Source organism: Mitsuaria sp. 7, assembly GCF_001653795.1.
Classification (GTDB): Bacteria; Pseudomonadota; Gammaproteobacteria; order Burkholderiales; family Burkholderiaceae_C; genus Roseateles.
In genome coordinates this window covers 4,758,277-4,773,345 of the sequence record NZ_CP011514.1, presented here as the reverse complement: position 1 = coordinate 4,773,345, position 15,069 = coordinate 4,758,277, and the positions used below count along the sequence as shown (strand labels likewise).

At 70.8% G+C, this 15,069-nt stretch carries 15 protein-coding genes; all 15 read left to right on the top strand.

Annotated features, from left to right (window positions below; genetic code table 11):
* The first annotated feature begins 16 nt into the window (after positions 1 to 16).
* The 15 genes from ABE85_RS20985 (at position 17) to ABE85_RS20915 (ending at position 15,028) form a co-directional block, all read left to right on the top strand.
* The gene (locus ABE85_RS20985; RefSeq protein WP_067279172.1) at positions 17 to 280 is read left to right on the top strand and encodes an acyl carrier protein; all 264 of its coding nucleotides are present in this window, start codon (positions 17 to 19) and stop codon (positions 278 to 280) included.
* 14 nt (positions 281 to 294) lie between these two features.
* Positions 295 to 852, top strand: coding sequence for a hypothetical protein (locus ABE85_RS20980; RefSeq protein WP_067279170.1), 558 nt, complete (start codon positions 295 to 297; stop codon positions 850 to 852).
* A gap of 12 nt (positions 853 to 864) precedes the next feature.
* Positions 865 to 2,631 (top strand): AMP-binding protein, encoded by a 1,767-nt coding sequence (locus ABE85_RS20975; protein WP_067279168.1) that lies wholly within the window; start codon positions 865 to 867, stop codon positions 2,629 to 2,631.
* Positions 2,628 to 3,362: a glycosyltransferase family 2 protein gene (locus tag ABE85_RS20970; RefSeq protein ID WP_067279167.1), complete on the top strand. Its 735-nt coding sequence runs from the start codon at positions 2,628 to 2,630 to the stop codon at positions 3,360 to 3,362. Before ABE85_RS20975 ends, ABE85_RS20970 begins: the two co-directional genes overlap by 4 nt.
* Positions 3,359 to 4,369: an acyltransferase gene (locus ABE85_RS20965; protein WP_157522707.1), complete on the top strand. Its 1,011-nt coding sequence runs from the start codon at positions 3,359 to 3,361 to the stop codon at positions 4,367 to 4,369. Before ABE85_RS20970 ends, ABE85_RS20965 begins: the two co-directional genes overlap by 4 nt.
* Positions 4,356 to 5,912 (top strand): histidine ammonia-lyase, encoded by a 1,557-nt coding sequence (hutH, locus tag ABE85_RS20960; RefSeq protein WP_067279166.1) that lies wholly within the window; start codon positions 4,356 to 4,358, stop codon positions 5,910 to 5,912. Before ABE85_RS20965 ends, hutH begins: the two co-directional genes overlap by 14 nt.
* A complete protein-coding gene (locus tag ABE85_RS20955; protein ID WP_082938812.1) occupies positions 5,902 to 6,378 on the top strand; it encodes a thioesterase family protein in 477 nt (158 codons plus the stop codon). Before hutH ends, ABE85_RS20955 begins: the two co-directional genes overlap by 11 nt.
* 14 nt (positions 6,379 to 6,392) lie before the next feature.
* On the top strand, positions 6,393 to 7,055 hold the full coding sequence (locus ABE85_RS20950) for an outer membrane lipoprotein carrier protein LolA (RefSeq protein WP_197507100.1): 663 nt from the start codon (positions 6,393 to 6,395) through the stop codon (positions 7,053 to 7,055).
* A gap of 7 nt (positions 7,056 to 7,062) precedes the next feature.
* Complete coding sequence (locus ABE85_RS27740) at positions 7,063 to 9,414, top strand: MMPL family transporter (RefSeq protein ID WP_067279164.1); 2,352 nt, start codon at positions 7,063 to 7,065, stop codon at positions 9,412 to 9,414.
* Positions 9,411 to 10,532, top strand: a complete 1,122-nt coding sequence (locus ABE85_RS27735) for a class I SAM-dependent methyltransferase (protein WP_067279162.1) — start codon at positions 9,411 to 9,413, stop codon at positions 10,530 to 10,532. The genes ABE85_RS27740 and ABE85_RS27735 overlap by 4 nt, the downstream gene beginning before the upstream one ends.
* Positions 10,532 to 11,230, top strand: coding sequence for a DUF3261 domain-containing protein (locus ABE85_RS20935; RefSeq protein ID WP_067279159.1), 699 nt, complete (start codon positions 10,532 to 10,534; stop codon positions 11,228 to 11,230). The genes ABE85_RS27735 and ABE85_RS20935 overlap by 1 nt, the downstream gene beginning before the upstream one ends.
* Before the next feature lie 2 nt (positions 11,231 to 11,232).
* Positions 11,233 to 12,429, top strand: coding sequence for a beta-ketoacyl-ACP synthase (locus ABE85_RS20930; RefSeq protein ID WP_197507389.1), 1,197 nt, complete (start codon positions 11,233 to 11,235; stop codon positions 12,427 to 12,429).
* Positions 12,422 to 12,991, top strand: coding sequence for a 3-hydroxylacyl-ACP dehydratase (locus tag ABE85_RS20925; protein ID WP_231993148.1), 570 nt, complete (start codon positions 12,422 to 12,424; stop codon positions 12,989 to 12,991). The genes ABE85_RS20930 and ABE85_RS20925 overlap by 8 nt, the downstream gene beginning before the upstream one ends.
* Before the next feature lie 64 nt (positions 12,992 to 13,055).
* Complete coding sequence (fabG, locus tag ABE85_RS20920; RefSeq protein WP_067279154.1) at positions 13,056 to 13,802, top strand: 3-oxoacyl-ACP reductase FabG; 747 nt, start codon at positions 13,056 to 13,058, stop codon at positions 13,800 to 13,802.
* On the top strand, positions 13,799 to 15,028 hold the full coding sequence (locus ABE85_RS20915; protein ID WP_067279151.1) for a beta-ketoacyl-ACP synthase: 1,230 nt from the start codon (positions 13,799 to 13,801) through the stop codon (positions 15,026 to 15,028). The genes fabG and ABE85_RS20915 overlap by 4 nt, the downstream gene beginning before the upstream one ends.
* The last annotated feature ends 41 nt before the right edge of the window (positions 15,029 to 15,069 follow it).

The window sequence follows — 15,069 nt, the reverse complement described above, 5'->3', positions numbered from 1 at the left end:
AGGGAGGATCCACGACATGACGAATGAAGACATCTTCGCGCGCCTGCGCGACATCCTGATCGAGACCTTCGACATCGAAGCCGATCGCATCACCCCCGAGGCTCGCCTCTACGAAGACCTCGACATCGACTCGATCGATGCGGTCGACCTGATCGTCAAGCTCAAGCCGATGGTCGGCAAGAAGCTGCAGCCCGAGGCCTTCAAGGCCGTGCGCACGCTGCAGGACGTGGTCGATGCGCTGCAGGGTCTGATCAAGACGCCGGAGACGGCCGGCGCCTGACGACCGGAGTCCCCATGGCCCGCGCCGTGTTGTGGTTGCTGACGGCGGCCTACCCCCTGCTCGTGTATCTCGGACTGGCGCATGCCCAGCCGCGCGACCTCGCTCTGCTGCTGGCGGCGCTGGCCGCGTTGCGCGCGCTCGCCCGGCGAGGCAGCGCGGAGGCGCGCCTCTGGTGGTGGAGCGCCGCCGGCGCCGCGCTGCTGGCCGGCGCGGCCGCGCTGATGAACCAGAGCCTGCCGCTCAAGCTCTATCCGGTGCTGGTGAATGCCGGCCTGCTTGGGTTGTTCGGCGTGAGCCTGTGGCACGGTCCATCGATCGTCGAACGCCTGGCCCGGTTGACGGAGCCCGACCTCGATGAACGCGGCCAACGCTACACGCGCCGTGTCACCCAGGTCTGGTGCGGGTTCTTCGTGATGAACGGCGGCACTGCCCTGGCGACCGCGCTGTGGGCAGACGACAAGATCTGGGCCCTGTACAACGGGCTGGTGTCCTATGTGCTGATCGGACTCCTGATGGGCGGTGAGTATCTGGTGCGCCTGTGGGTGCGCCGGCGCGACGTTGCCGAGGCCTGACCCTCTTTCTCCATGAGCTTGCTGAAGATCCTGTGCGCGCTGATGAGCGCGCCTCCGCGCCCCGGTCGACCGGTGGCCCGCCGTGCGGGCGTGTTGTTGGACGAGTCCGCCTTCCACCTGCAGGCGCGCCGCTGGGCTGCGGCTTTCACGGCGAGCGGCGCATCGGGCGCCCTGGACGTCGCACTGCACTTCGAAGACACCGTCGAGTTCGCCGCCGCGCTGTTCGGCTTGTGGGCGGTCGGCGGCACTGCGTGGCTGCCCGGCGATCTGCAGCCTGCAACGCTGCAGGCGCTGCGCGGGCGCGTGAGCGCACTCGCGAGCGACGCCTCGATGGCTGCGACGTCGAACGCGGGCTCGGACCCGGCGCTGCCTCGCATCGAGGCCGCTGTGAACCCTGACGACCGAGCGTTCGAACCCTTCGATGCCGAAGCGGAACGGCTGGTCATCTTCACCTCCGGCAGCACCGGCCAGCCCGGCGCGATCCCGAAGCGGCTGCGCGAGCTCTTCGCCGAGATCGACGCACTGGAGCAGGCTTTCGGCGCCCGCATGGCGGGTGCCGAGATCCTGGGTCTCGTGTCCCACCAGCACATCTACGGCCTGCTCTACCGCGTGTTGTGGCCGCTCGCCGCCGGCCGCGTGCTGCACGCCGAGCGTCTGCCCTACATCGAGACCTTGCTGGCCGCGCTGCGCGCCGGGCCACGCTTCGCCGTCATCGCCAGCCCGGCGCATCTGAAGCGCCTGCCGCCGGCGGACAGCGCCATGACGGTCGAGGACGGCCACCTGGCGCTGATCTTCTCGTCAGGCGGCCCGTTGCCTGACGAAGCCGTGCCCGATTGCCGCCGCCTCTTCGGCCAAGCGCCGCTGGAGGTCTACGGCAGCAGCGAGACCGGCGGCGTGGCCTGGCGCCAGCGCGATGCCGGCGCCCCGACGACCTGGACCGCGCTGCCCGGCATCGAGTGGCAGGCCGACGAGTCCGGCACGCTGCGCCTGCGTTCGCGCCACCTGCCCGATCCCGCCGAATGGTTCGAGAGTGCCGATCGCGTGCGCCTCACCGCGGATGGCTTCGAGTTGCTGGGTCGAGCCGACCGCATCGTGAAGATCGAAGGCAAGCGCGTGTCGCTGCAGACGATCGAGACGGTGCTGCGAGATACGGGCTGGATCGAGGACCTGCGCGTCTTCGTGCTCGAGCCTGGCGTGCGCGAGCAGCTCGCGGTCGCCGCGCAGCTCAATGACGCCGGCTGGGCCGAGCACGACGCACGCGGCAAGGCAGCGTTCGCGCAGGCGCTGCGCGACCGGCTCGCGCCGCACCTGGAGCGCATCGCGCTGCCCCGGCGTTGGCGCTTCCTCTCGCAGCTGCCGGTGAACGCGCAAGGCAAGGTCACGGTCGCTGCGCTGACGCGACTCTTCGATCCGCGTCGGCCGGGTGTGCGTCTGCTGTCGCGCTCGGTGAATGAAGTGACGTTGCGGCTCAGCGTCGACGCGACCTTGCCGCAGTTCGACGGCCACTTCCCTGGTCACCCCATCCTTCCCGGCGTTGCGCAACTCGACTGGGTCATGCTGCTCGCGCGCGAGTGGCTGCCGTTGCCGCCGGCAGGGCAGGGCGCCGGTCAAGCGGACTTCGCCGGCATCGACAACCTCAAGTTCCAGCAGGTCATCGCGCCCGGCATGACGGTGGAGCTCGTGCTCGCGTTCACCGCGCCGCTGCTGAGTTTCAGCTATCGCTCGGCCGCCGGCGCACATGCCGCCGGCAAGATCCGCCTGCAGGGACCGACGCCATGAACATCACCGCGGTCGTCCCCGTCTACAACCACGGCGGACCGGTGGGCGGCGTCGTGCGGGCCCTGCGCGCGCAGGGACTGCCGGTGCTGCTCGTCGACGACGGCAGCGAACGCGGCTGCGCCGCGGTGCTCGATGCGCTGTCCGCGGCCGATGCCGAGGTCCGCCTGCTGCGTCTCGCGGTGAACCAGGGCAAGGGCGGCGCGATGATCGCCGGACTCAACGAAGCACATCGGGTTGGCTTCACGCACGCGCTGCAGATCGACGCCGACGGACAGCACGATGTCGTGGACCTGCCGCGCTTCCTGGCAGAAGCCGAGACCTTCCCCGATCACTTCATCTGCGGCTGTCCCGTCTACGACGCGTCGGTGCCCAAGGGCCGCCTCTACGGCCGCTACGCGACGCACATCTGGGTGTGGATCAACACCTTGTCCTTCGAAGTGAAGGACTCGATGTGCGGCTTCCGCGTCTATCCGCTAGCGCCGACGGTGGCGCGACTGGAGCGCACGCGCATCGGCCGCCGCATGGACTTCGACGTCGAGATCGCCGTGCGCCTCGTCTGGGACGGCGTGCGCGTGCGCAACGTGCCGACCCGCGTGCGATATCCTGAGGACGGCGTCTCGCACTTCCGCGCGCTGCGGGACAACGTGCTGATCTCGTGGATGCACACACGGCTGTTTTTCGGCATGCTGTCGCGCCTGCCGCTGCTGCTGTGGCGCAAGGTGGCCGCATGAACGACCCGCGCCCCGGAGCCGCTTCGGGCGAGGCCGGCGAGCCGCGCGAGACACGCGAGACACGCGAAACGCGCCATTGGGCCCAGCTCGGCGAGACGACCTTCGTCGCCGGCATCTGGCTGCTCTACGCGATGCATCGCGTGGCGGGACGCTGGCTGTTCCGCGCGGCAATGTTCCCCGTCGTGTTCGTGCACTGGCTGAGCCGTCCCACGCTGCGCCGCGACAGCCTCGACTACCTTCGCCGTGTGCACGCCGTCGCCGGCCGACCCGCGCCGACCTGGCGCGACAGCATCGCGCACGTCGCGCTCTTCGCCGACACGATGCTCGACAAGCTGCTGGCGATGGCGGGCCGCTATCCGGTGGAGTGCGTGAGCGTCGACGGCAAGGACGAGGTCCTGGCGTCCCTGCGCACGGGCCAGGGCGTCGTGCTCGCGACGGCCCACATCGGCTGCCTGGAGCTGTGCCGCGCGCTCGCCGGCCGGATGCCGGGCCTGCGCCTCAACGTGCTGGTGCACACGCGCCACGCGCAGAGCTTCAACCGCATCCTCGAGCGGCTGCAGGGCGACGACGCCATCGCGGACGGCGCGAGCGTGCGCCTCATCGAGGTGACCGGCATCGATCCCGCGCTCGCGATGCAGCTCGCCGATCGCATCGCCGACGGCGAATGCATCGTCATCGCCGGCGACCGCGTGCCGGTCAACAGCGGTCGCACGCTGACCCTGCCCTTCCTGGGCGAACCGGCGCGTTTCCCCATCGGGCCGTACCTCATCGCCGGGCTGCTCAAGTGCCCGCTCTTCTTCATGGGCTGCATTCACGAGGGCCGCGGCTATGCGCTGCGCTTCGAGCGTCTGGCCGAGCGCATCGCGCTGCCGCGCGGCGACCGCGAGGGCGCGATGACCGCGCCCGCGCTGGCCTACGTCGACGCGCTGACACGCTGCCTGCGGCGCTCGCCGCATGACTGGTTCAACTTCTTCCCGTTCTGGAATCAACCCGATGTCGAGTCCTGAGACCCTGCTGCCCACCGTGACCTTCGACGGCGGCCCGCTGCGCATCGAGGACGTCGCCGCGATCGCGGAGCGCCGGGCCGAGGCGCGCCTGTCCACCGATCCCGCCTTCCAGGCGCGCATCCGCGCGGGCGCCGACTTCGTCGCCCGCCTGCTGGCCGAGGACGGCGTCATCTACGGCGTCACCACGGGCTACGGCGATTCCTGCACGGTGGTGATCCCGCCGCACCTGGTGACCGAGCTGCCGCATCACCTCTACACGTACCACGGCTGCGGCGCAGGCGCCTATCTCACGGCCGAGCAGACGCGCGCCGTGCTGGCCGCGCGCCTGAACTCGCTGGCGCAGGGCATGTCGGGCGTGAGTCTGGAACTGCTGCAAGGGCTGGAGCAACTGCTGCGCCACGACGTCCTGCCGCTGATCCCGTCGGAAGGGTCGGTCGGCGCGAGCGGCGACCTGACGCCGCTGTCCTACGTCGCCGCCGTGCTGTGCGGCGAGCGCGAGGTGATGTGGCGCGGTGAGCGCCTGGCTGCCGCCGATGCGCTGAAGGCCATCGGCCTGACGCCGCACCGGCTGCGCCCGAAGGAAGGCCTCGCGATCATGAACGGCACGGCCGTCATGACCGGCCTGGCCTGCCTGGCGTGGACGCGCGCGGACTACCTGAACCGCATGGCCACGCGCCTGACGGCGATGAACGTCGTCGCCGGCGCGGGCAACGCGCACCACTTCGACGAGACGCTGTTCGCCGCCAAGCCGCACCCCGGCCAGCAGAAGATCGCCGCGCGGCTGCGTGCGGATCTGGCCGTCGATGCCCCGAGCCGCAACTCGCATCGCCTGCAGGACCGCTACTCCCTGCGCTGCGCGCCGCACGTCATCGGAGTGCTGGAAGACGCACTGCCCTTCCTGCGCCAGCTGATCGAGAACGAGCTCAACAGCGCCAATGACAACCCGCTGATCGACGCCGAGAACGAACGCGTGCTGCACGGTGGCCATTTCTACGGCGGTCACATCGCGCTGGCGATGGACACCTTGAAGAATGCCGTGGCCAACGTCGCCGACCTGCTGGACCGGCAGCTCGCGCTGCTGGTGGACACCCGCTACAACCACGGCCTGCCGTCCAACCTGTCGGGCGCGTCGGGTGAGCGCGCCGCGATCAACCACGGCCTGAAGGCGCTGCAGATCAGCGTGTCGGCCTGGACCGCGGAGGCGCTCAAGCAGACGATGCCGGCCTCGGTCTTCAGCCGTTCGACCGAGTGCCACAACCAGGACAAGGTCAGCATGGGCACCATCGCCGCGCGCGACTGCCTGCGCGTGCTGGAGCTGTCCGAGCAGGTCGTCGCCGCGATGCTGATCGCCGCGCGCCAGGGCCTCGCGCTGCGCGCGGGCCAGCAGCCCGAACCGCTGGCGCTGGGGAGCGACGCGGCCGCGATGTTCGATGAACTCTCGACCCGCATCCCGCTGATCGAGGAAGACCGCGCGCTGGACCGCGAACTGCTCGCGCTGGTGCAGGCGCTGCGCGAGCGGCAGTGGAGGCTCCATGACGATTGACGCCGACGGCGCCGGTCCCGACCGCGCTCCCGACCGAGCTCCCGACAAAGCGCCGGATCTCAGCCACGAGATCGAGCTCTCGCCGGCGTTCCATGACATCGATCTCATGGAGGTCGTCTGGCACGGCCACTACGTCAAGTACCTGGAGCTCGCGCGCTGCGCGCTGCTGCAGAAGTTCGACTACGACTATCCGCAGATGCGCGCGTCCGGCTACGCGTGGCCGATCGTGGACATCCGGCTGAAGTACGTCGGCATGGTCGAGTACGGCCAGGCGGTGCGCATCCGCGCCGAGATCGTCGAGTGGGAGAACCGCCTGAAGATCGAATACCAGCTGCGCGACGCGGCGACGGGCCGCGTGCTCAACAAGGCCTACACGATCCAGGTCGCGCTGGAGATCGCCTCGCGGCAGATGCAGTACGTCTGCCCGCGCGTGTTGTGGGACAAGCTCGGCGTGAACCCGGCATGACGACGATGACCAGGATGGACACGATGCAAGACGGGGTCACGACGAACGTCGATCCCATCCGACGTCGACTGCTGGCGATGGGCGCGCTGTCGGCGATCGTCCTGCCGACCTCCGCGCTGGCGGCGACCGACGAGGCCGCGCTGATGAAGGGCGTGCAGTCGCGCCTGCGCCAGCCCGAATGGCTGCGTGGCGACTTCGAGCAATCGAAGCAGGTGCCCGGATTCAAGAAGCCGGTGGTGTCGCGCGGCGACTTCGTCGTGGCGCGTGGCCGCGGCGTGCTGTGGCACACGCGCACGCCGTTCGAGAGCGAGCTGCGCCTGACGCGCGACGAGATCCGCGCCAGCCAGGGCGGCGCGACGGCGATGCGGATGGACGCCCAGCGCGAGCCCGCGCTGCGGCTGGTCAACGAGATGATGTTCGCGCTGCTCGGCGGCGACGTGGGCGCGCTGTCCAAGCTCTTCGTGATGGACGGCGAGTTGACCGGCGCGACGGCCTGGAAGCTGGACCTGCGTCCGCGTCAGGCGTCGTGGCTGCAGGTGCTGCAGCGTCTGGCGCTCAGCGGCGACACGCACGTGCGCGCGGTCGAGCTGGTCGAGGCCGGCGGCGACATCACGCGCATCGCCTTCTCCAATCTGCGCGAATCCGCCCCCGAAGGCGGCGCGCGTCTCTTCGACTGACCGCCGCATGACCGCTCCCGTGTCGCGTCCTCCGCGCGGTCACCGCCTGCTCGCCTGGCTGTGGCTGATCGTGGTGCTCGTCATCGGCGCGCACCAGACGTGGCTGTGGACGCGGCCGGCCGGCGTGCTGGACAGCGACGTGCTCGCGATGCTGCCGCGCGACGAACGCCGCCCCGCCGTGGCCGCGGCCACGCGCGCGCTGGCTGATGCGGGCGAGCGGCGCGTGGTCGTGCTGATCGGCGCGAAGAATCCGGCGCAGGCGCGCCGCGCGGGCGATGCGTTCGCCGAAGCGCTGGGCCAGGACGTTGCGCTGCGCTGGCGTGTCGACGACGGCGAGCAGGGCGCTTGGCTGAACTTCTATGCGCCGTGGCGCGCGGCGCTGTTGACCGAGGCCGACCGCGGCACGCTGCAGACGCAGTCGACCGAGGCGCTCGCCCAGCAGGCGCTGCGCGCGTTGCACCAGCCGGTGGGATTGCCGCGCATCGGCTCCTGGGTCGAAGACCCGTTGAACCTGCGCGGACGCTGGCTCGCGGAGCGCGCGGGCATCAGCCGCGTGCGCGTCCAGGACGGGCGCCTGACGGTGACCGACGGCGACACGACCTACGCGGTGCTGATGGCCGAATCGACGGCGCCGGCCTTCGCGGTCTCGGCGCAGCGCGCGCTGGTGACGCGGCTCGAAGCCGCAGGCGACGCCGCGCGCGGCGTCGTGCCGGACGCGCGCGTGCTGATGGGCGGCGTGCCGCTGTTCGCGGCGTCTGCGGCGGCGCAGGCCGAGCGCGAGATCCACACCATCGGCGTCGGCTCGCTGATCGGCATCGTGCTGCTGACCTGGTGCGCGTTCCGCTCGCTGCGGCCGCGCGTGCTGGTGACGCTGTCGATGGCTGTCGGCCTGGCCGCCGCCGTGTCGGTGACGCAGGCGCTCTTCGGCGGCCTGCACCTGATCACGCTGGTCTTCGGCGCGACGCTGCTCGGTGTCGCGGAGAACTACGGCAGCAACTACTTCTGCGCCCGCATGGGCCTGCCGCGCGAGGCGCGCTGGGAGATGCTGCGGCGCCAATGGCCGATCGTCAGCCTGGCGATGCTGACGACGGTGATCGCGTACGCGCTCATCGGCATCGCCCCGTTCCCCGGCCTGCGCCAGATCGCGGTCTTCTCGTCGGTCGGCCTGCTCGGTGCGTTCGTGACCGTGATGCTCTGGTTCCCATGGCTGGACGGTGAGGCCGCGCCGCCGACGCGCTTCGGCCTGTGGATCGGCGGCCTGCGCGCGCGCGTCCCTCATGTCGCCTCGGGCCCCCGCACACGGACATGGATGTGGTCCTCGGTCGTCGTCACGACCGCGTTCATCGTGATCGGGCTGTCCCTGCTCGCGCGCAACGACGACATCCGCCAGCTGCAGAGCGCGCCTGCCGCGCTGATCGACCAGCAGCGCGAGGTCAGCCGCCTCATGGGCCTGCCCGGCGTTGCGCGCTTCGTGCTGGTCGAGGGCGGGAGCGAAGAGCAGCTGCTGATCCGCGACGAGGCCGTGGTGCGCGCGCTCGGCACCTTGAACGTCGATGCGCAGGCCGTGTCGCAATGGCTGCCGTCGCGGCAGGCGCAGCGCGACGACGCCGCGCTGATCGCGCGCCGCGCGACGGAGATCAACGGCGCGTTGTCGACGATGCTCGACGAGACGCTGCCCGCACCCGCCGCTGTCGCATCGCCGCTGCTGCCGGCGCCGTGGCTCGCGTCGCCCGTGTCGGAGCCGCTGCGCCATCAATGGCTGGGTCGCGGCGCGGACGGCGTCTGGCGCAGCGCCGTGCTGCTGCGCGGCGGCGACACGGCGCTCGACACCGCGCGTCTGTCCGCGGCGATCGGCGGGATCCCCGGCGCGATCTGGGTCGACAAGGTCGGCGAGATCTCCGCGCTGCTCGGTCGCTACGCTTCGCTCTTCGCGGTGATGGTGGTGGCGGGGCACCTGCTGGTATGGCTCGCACTGATGCCGCGCTTCGGCCGTCGCGCGTGGCGCGCGCTGGTGCCCACCTCGCTGGCCACGCTGCTGACGCTTGCCGTCTTCGGCGTCGTCGGCGTCCCCGTCACGCTGTTCCACCTGCTGCCGCTGCTCATCCTGCTGGGCCTGGGCGTCGACTACGGCATCTTCCTGCTCGAACAACCCGGCCGCCACGAGATCCAGCCCTTCCTGTCCGTGAGCCTGGCCGCGCTGTCCACGCTGCTGGCCTTCGGCCTGCTGGCGCTGTCGACGACGCCGGCGCTGCGCGCCTTCGGCCTGACGATGCTGATCGGCGTCACGCTCGCCTGGTGGCTGACGCCGTTCTTCATGCCCGCATCACCCGCATCACCTTCATCACAAGGGACTCCATGACCACGACCCCGACCCTGGACGCCGCAGCGAACGGCGCCACCGAGGCCATCGACAAGCGCTTCTCCCCGCCCAAGCAGAGCGCCTTCGCCGCGCGCTTCGAGGCGCAGAAGATCGCCTTCGGTCCGGTCGTCTTCCAGTGCGTGCGCTACGCGTGGAAGCGCGGCATGCTGGAGACGCTGGCCGGCGCGGGTGACGCCGGACTCGACATGGAACAACTGCTGGCAGACGGCCGCTGGACCGCCTACGCGCTCAAGCTCGCGCTGGAGTCCTGCCTGTCGGCGGGCGTGGTCGAGCTGAAGCAGGGCCGCTGGGTGCTGGACAAGACCGGCTACTGCCTGATCAGCGACCGCATCACGCAGATCAACATCAACTTCGTCCAGGACGTCTGCTACCAGGGCCTGTTCGACCTGGAACGCTCGCTCGACGAGGAGCGCCCGCTGGGCCTGGCACACCTCGGCCCGTGGCCGACGATCTACGAGGGCCTGTCGACGCTGCAGGAACCGGCGCGCACCAGCTGGTTCGAGTTCGACCACTTCTACTCCGACACCTCGTTCCCGGACATCCTGCCCGACGTCTTCGCCACCGCGCCCCGGCGCGTGATGGACATCGGCGCCAACACCGGCAAGTTCAGCCGCGCGGCCCTGGCCTACAACGCCGACTTCGAGCTCAACCTGGTCGACCTGCCGCAGCAACTCGAGCTGGCCCGCGCCACGCTGACCGAGGCCGGCAGCGTCGGCCGCGCGAAGTTCCACGGCCGCAACATGCTCGACGACAGCGCCGCGTTGCCCGAAGGCATGGACATCGTCTGGATGAGCCAGTTCCTGAGCTGCTTCGGCGAACCGCAGATCGCCAGCATCTTCCGCCGCGTGGCGGACGCGCTGGCGCCCGGCGGCCAGGTGCTGATCCTGGACACGCTGTGGGACCGCCAGCGCTACGACATCGCCGCGTACTGCCTGATCAACACCTCGCCGTACTTCACCGCGATGGCCAGCGGGAACTCCAAGGTCTACCAGAGCGGCGACTACCTGCGCCTGGCCGCGCAGGCCGGCCTGAAGCTCGTCACGATGCGCGACAACATCGGCTACTGCCACAGCCTGATGCGGCTGACGAAGGCGTGATGCCTCCGATGCTCCGCCGGACGCTGCAGGCGTCGTTCCTCGTCCCGATCGCCGCGTTGGTGGCGGTGATGACGGGGTGCGCCTCCGCGCGCGCGCCGTCGACCGCTTCGACGGCAGGGACCGCACCGACAGCAGCGGCAGCACCGGCAGCACCGGCAACGGCGACATCGACGCCGGCGCTGGCCGCCGAGGCCATGCCGCTGCCGATGCTGCGTCTCGCGCCCGCGCTGCTCGAACGCGACGTGAGCCTGAGCCAGCGTCTCACGGTCACGCCGCTGGACGACAGCGGGCGTGCGCCGCAGGTCGTTGACGTGCAGCTGGAGATCGACCGCGAGGGCCTGCGCCTGGCCGCCTTTGCGATCGGCCAGCGTGTGCTGCTGATGCAGTGGGACGGCCGCGAGCTGAAGACGCAGCGCCATCCGCGCCTGCCCGCCGAAGTCGACGAGCAGCGCATGCTGCGCGACATGACGCTGGTCTACTGGCCCGTCGCCGCGCTGCGCGGCGCGCTGCCGCCGGGCTGGACGCTGCGTGGGACGCCGGGCCACCGGGCACTGATCGCGGGCGCGGACCTCGCCCACCCGGTCATCGATGTCGCCGTCTCCGGGGACCTCGCCGGGGACAGCCGGATCGTCATCACCAACCAGCGGGAGCACTATCGGCTCCTGATCGAGTCCCGACCCCTGGAGTCCGGTCGATGAGCGTGGCCGTCTATCTGCATGAACCGGGCGTCGTCTGCGCATTGGGCAGCGGCGTCGAGGCGCTGCGCGCCGGCGTCTTCGCCGAAGCGCCGGGCGGTGTCGCGCCGAACGAGGCGATCTGGCCCGGGCGCACCCTGCACCTCGGTGCGGTGAGCGCCGCGCTGCAATCCGTCGATGCGCGTCCGCTCGCCGAGCGCAGCCGCAACAACGCGCTGCTGCTGGAGGCGCTCGCCCAGATCCGGCCGGCCGTCGAGGCGGCGATCACGCGCTACGGCGCCGCCCGCGTCGGCGTGGTGCTGGGCACCAGCACGTCGGGGGTCGGCGAGGCCGAGCAGGCCTGGAACGCCTCGGCCCAGGCCGGCGACGAAGTGCCTCGACTGCCGTCGTCCTTCCACGTCGGCCAGCAGGAGATCGGCGCGCCCGCGCTGATGCTGGCGCGCGAGCTCGGCGCCGCCGGTCCGCGGCATGTGATCTCGACGGCCTGCTCGTCCAGCGCGAAGGCGCTCGCGAGCGCCGCGCGGCTGCTGCGTGCCGGCCTCTGCGACGCGGTCGTCTGCGGCGGCGCGGACTCGCTGTGCCGCTTCACCGTCGCGGGTTTCGCGGCGCTCGATTCGGTCGCCGAGGAACGTTGCAATCCGATGAGCGAAGGCCGCGACGGCATCAACATCGGCGAGGCCGCCGCCCTGTTCCTGATGACGCGCGAGCCCGGTCCCGTGCGTCTGTCCGGCTGGGGCGAGACCTCGGACGCGCATCACATCTCGGCGCCCGAACCCAACGGCACCGGCGCGCTGGCCGCGATGCGCGCGGCCTTGACGCAGGCCGGCCTGGCGCCGTCCGACATCGACTACCTGAACCTCCACGGCACGGCCACGCCGCAGAACGACGCGATGGAGAGCCGGGCGGTGGAGGCGCTGTTCGGGCTCGACCTGCCGTGCAGCTCGACCAAGCCGCTGACCGGTCACACGCTGGGCGCCGCCGGCGCGCTGGAAGCCGCGATCGCCTGGATACATCTGCGCGACAACCCGGACGGACGGCTCGCGCCACACTGGTGGGACGGCCGCCGCGATCCCGCGTTGCCCGCGATCCGGCTTGCCGCGCCCGGCGGGCGCCTGGGCCGCGCGCCGCGCCACGTGCTGAGCAACTCCTTCGCCTTCGGCGGCAGCAATGCCGCGCTGATCCTGAGTCGACACGATGTCTGAGCCGATGAATCCGTCGAACCCGTCGAACCCGTCGAACCCGTCCGACGCCGAGCCGACCGCAGTCGACGCCGCCTTCGACCTCGTGTTCCCGATGCCGGCGGCGGACCTCGTGCCGCACGCCGGGCGCATGGGCCTGCTGACGCGCGTGCTGGCCTGCGAGGGCGATCGCCTGGTCGCCGAGGCGGTGCTGGCCGGCGATCAACTCTTCCATGACAGCCAGGGCGAAGGCACCGGCATCGGCGGCTGGATCGGCATCGAGCTGATGGCGCAGGCCGTGGCCGCGTGGGCCGGCGTGCAGGGCCGCGCGCGCGGTGAGGCGCCGCGCATCGGCCTGTTGCTGGGCTGCCGCAAGTACCGCAGCACGCGTGCCCGTTTCGAGGCCGGGGAGACGCTGCGCATCGAGATCGCGCGCGAGTTCCAGGCCGACAACGGCCTCGGCCAGTTCGCCTGCGTGCTGCACCTGGCGGGCGCCGCGGCGCAAGCGCCGCCGCTGGCGCAGGCGCAGCTCACGGTGTTCGGACCGCCCGATCCGGCCGCCTTCCTGGCCGGCACGGCCCCTTGAAACCGGGGTGAAGAGGCGCCTCGCGCCCGACGAGAATTCGAGAAAAGACCGCTTACCAAGCTCCATGAAGAACAACAACGACTCCAACGACACCGTGCTGGTGACCGGCTCCAGCCGGGGCATCGGGCGCGCGGTGGCGCTGCGCCTGGCGCGCGACGGCTACGACGTGGTGGTGCATTGCCGCAGCCGCGTCGAGGAAGCCCAGGCCGTCGCCGCCGAGATCACGGCGCTGGGCCGGCAGGCCCGCGTGCTGCAGTTCGACGTCGCCGACCGCGAGGCCGCGTCGACGGCCCTGCTCGCCGACGTCGAGGCGCACGGCTGCTACTACGGCGTCGTCTGCAACGCCGGCATCGCGCGCGACGGCGCCTTCCCCGCGCTCAGCGGCGAGGACTGGGACCAGGTCATCCACACCAACCTGGACGCGTTCTACAACGTGCTGCACCCGCTGACGATGCCGCTGGTGCGCCGCCGCAAGCCGGGCCGCATCGTGACGCTGGCCTCCGTGTCGGGCGTCATGGGCAACCGGGGTCAGGTCAATTACAGCGCCAGCAAGGCCGGTATCATCGGCGCCACAAAAGCGCTGGCGGTCGAATTGGCCAGCCGGCAGATCACGGTGAACTGCGTCGCGCCCGGCCTGATCGCCACCGAGATGGTGGACGAGCGGGTCCTCGAGGAAGCGATGAAGCTGATCCCGGCGCAACGCGTCGGGACACCGGAGGAGGTGGCCGCCACGGTGGCCTTCCTGATGGGCAAGGACGCGGCCTACATCACCCGGCAGGTGATCTCGGTCAACGGAGGAATGGTGGGATGAGGCGCGTCGTCGTCACGGGCATTGGGGCGATCAGCCCGTTGGGCTGCGATTGGACCTCGGTGCTCGCTCATCTGCGCAGCGGCCGCAACGCCGTCCAGCACATCGACGAGTGGGACCTGTACGAGGGCTTGAACACCCGCGTCGGCGTACCCGCCGCGCCTTTCCATCTGGACCCGGTCCGCTACAACCGCAAGGCCACGCGCAGCATGGGCCGCGTCGCGCTGATGGCGGTGCGCGCCAGCGAGATGGCGCTGGAGCAGGCCGGCCTGCTCGGCGATCCGGTGCTCAAGGGCGGCAAGGTCGGCGTGTCCTACGGCTCCTCCGCCGGCACGCCCAAGGCCATCGGGGACTTCGGCCGCATGCTGCTCGAGAAGAGTACCGAGGGCATCAACGCCACGACCTACATCAAGATGATGTCGCACACGGCGCCGGTGAACATCGGCGTCACCTTCGGCCTGACCGGCCGCGTCGTCACGACCAGCAGCGCCTGCACGTCGGGCAGCCAGGGCCTGGGCTACGCCTACGAGATGGTGCGCAGCGGCCAGCAGGTCGCGATGCTGGCCGGCGGCGCGGAGGAGCTCGACGCCACCGAGGCGGCGGTCTTCGACACGCTGTTCGCCACCAGCGTCAGGCACAACGACAGCCCGTCGCTGACGCCGCGCCCGTTCGACGTCCATCGCGACGGCCTGGTGCTGGGCGAGGGCGCCTGCACCTTCGTGCTGGAGGACTACGAGCACGCCAAGGCGCGCGGCGCGACGATGCTGGCCGAGGTGATCGGCTTCGGCACCAACAGCGACGGCTGCCACGTCACGCAGCCCAACGCGCCGACGATGGCGCAGGCGATGCGCCTGGCGCTGGAGAGCGCCGGCCTCGATGCCGCCGCGATCCCCTACGTCAACGCGCACGGCACGGCGACCGAGCACGGCGACGTCGCCGAGTCGCGCGCGACGAACGAGGTGTTCGGTCCCCAGGTCGCGATCTCCTCGCTGAAGAGCTACATGGGCCACACGCTGGGCGCGTGCGGCGCGCTCGAAGCCTGGATGACCATCGAGATGATGCGCGAGGGCTGGTTCGCCCCGACGCTCAACCTGACCGAGGTCGACCCGCGCTGCGGCGAGCTGGACTACATCACCGGCGACGGCCGCGCGCTGCAGACCGACCTCGTCATGAGCAACAACTTCGCGTTCGGCGGCATCAACACGTCGCTGATCTTCCGCCGGATCTGAGTCCGCGGCTGCGGAGCCGTCACCCCGACCACCGTCATCAA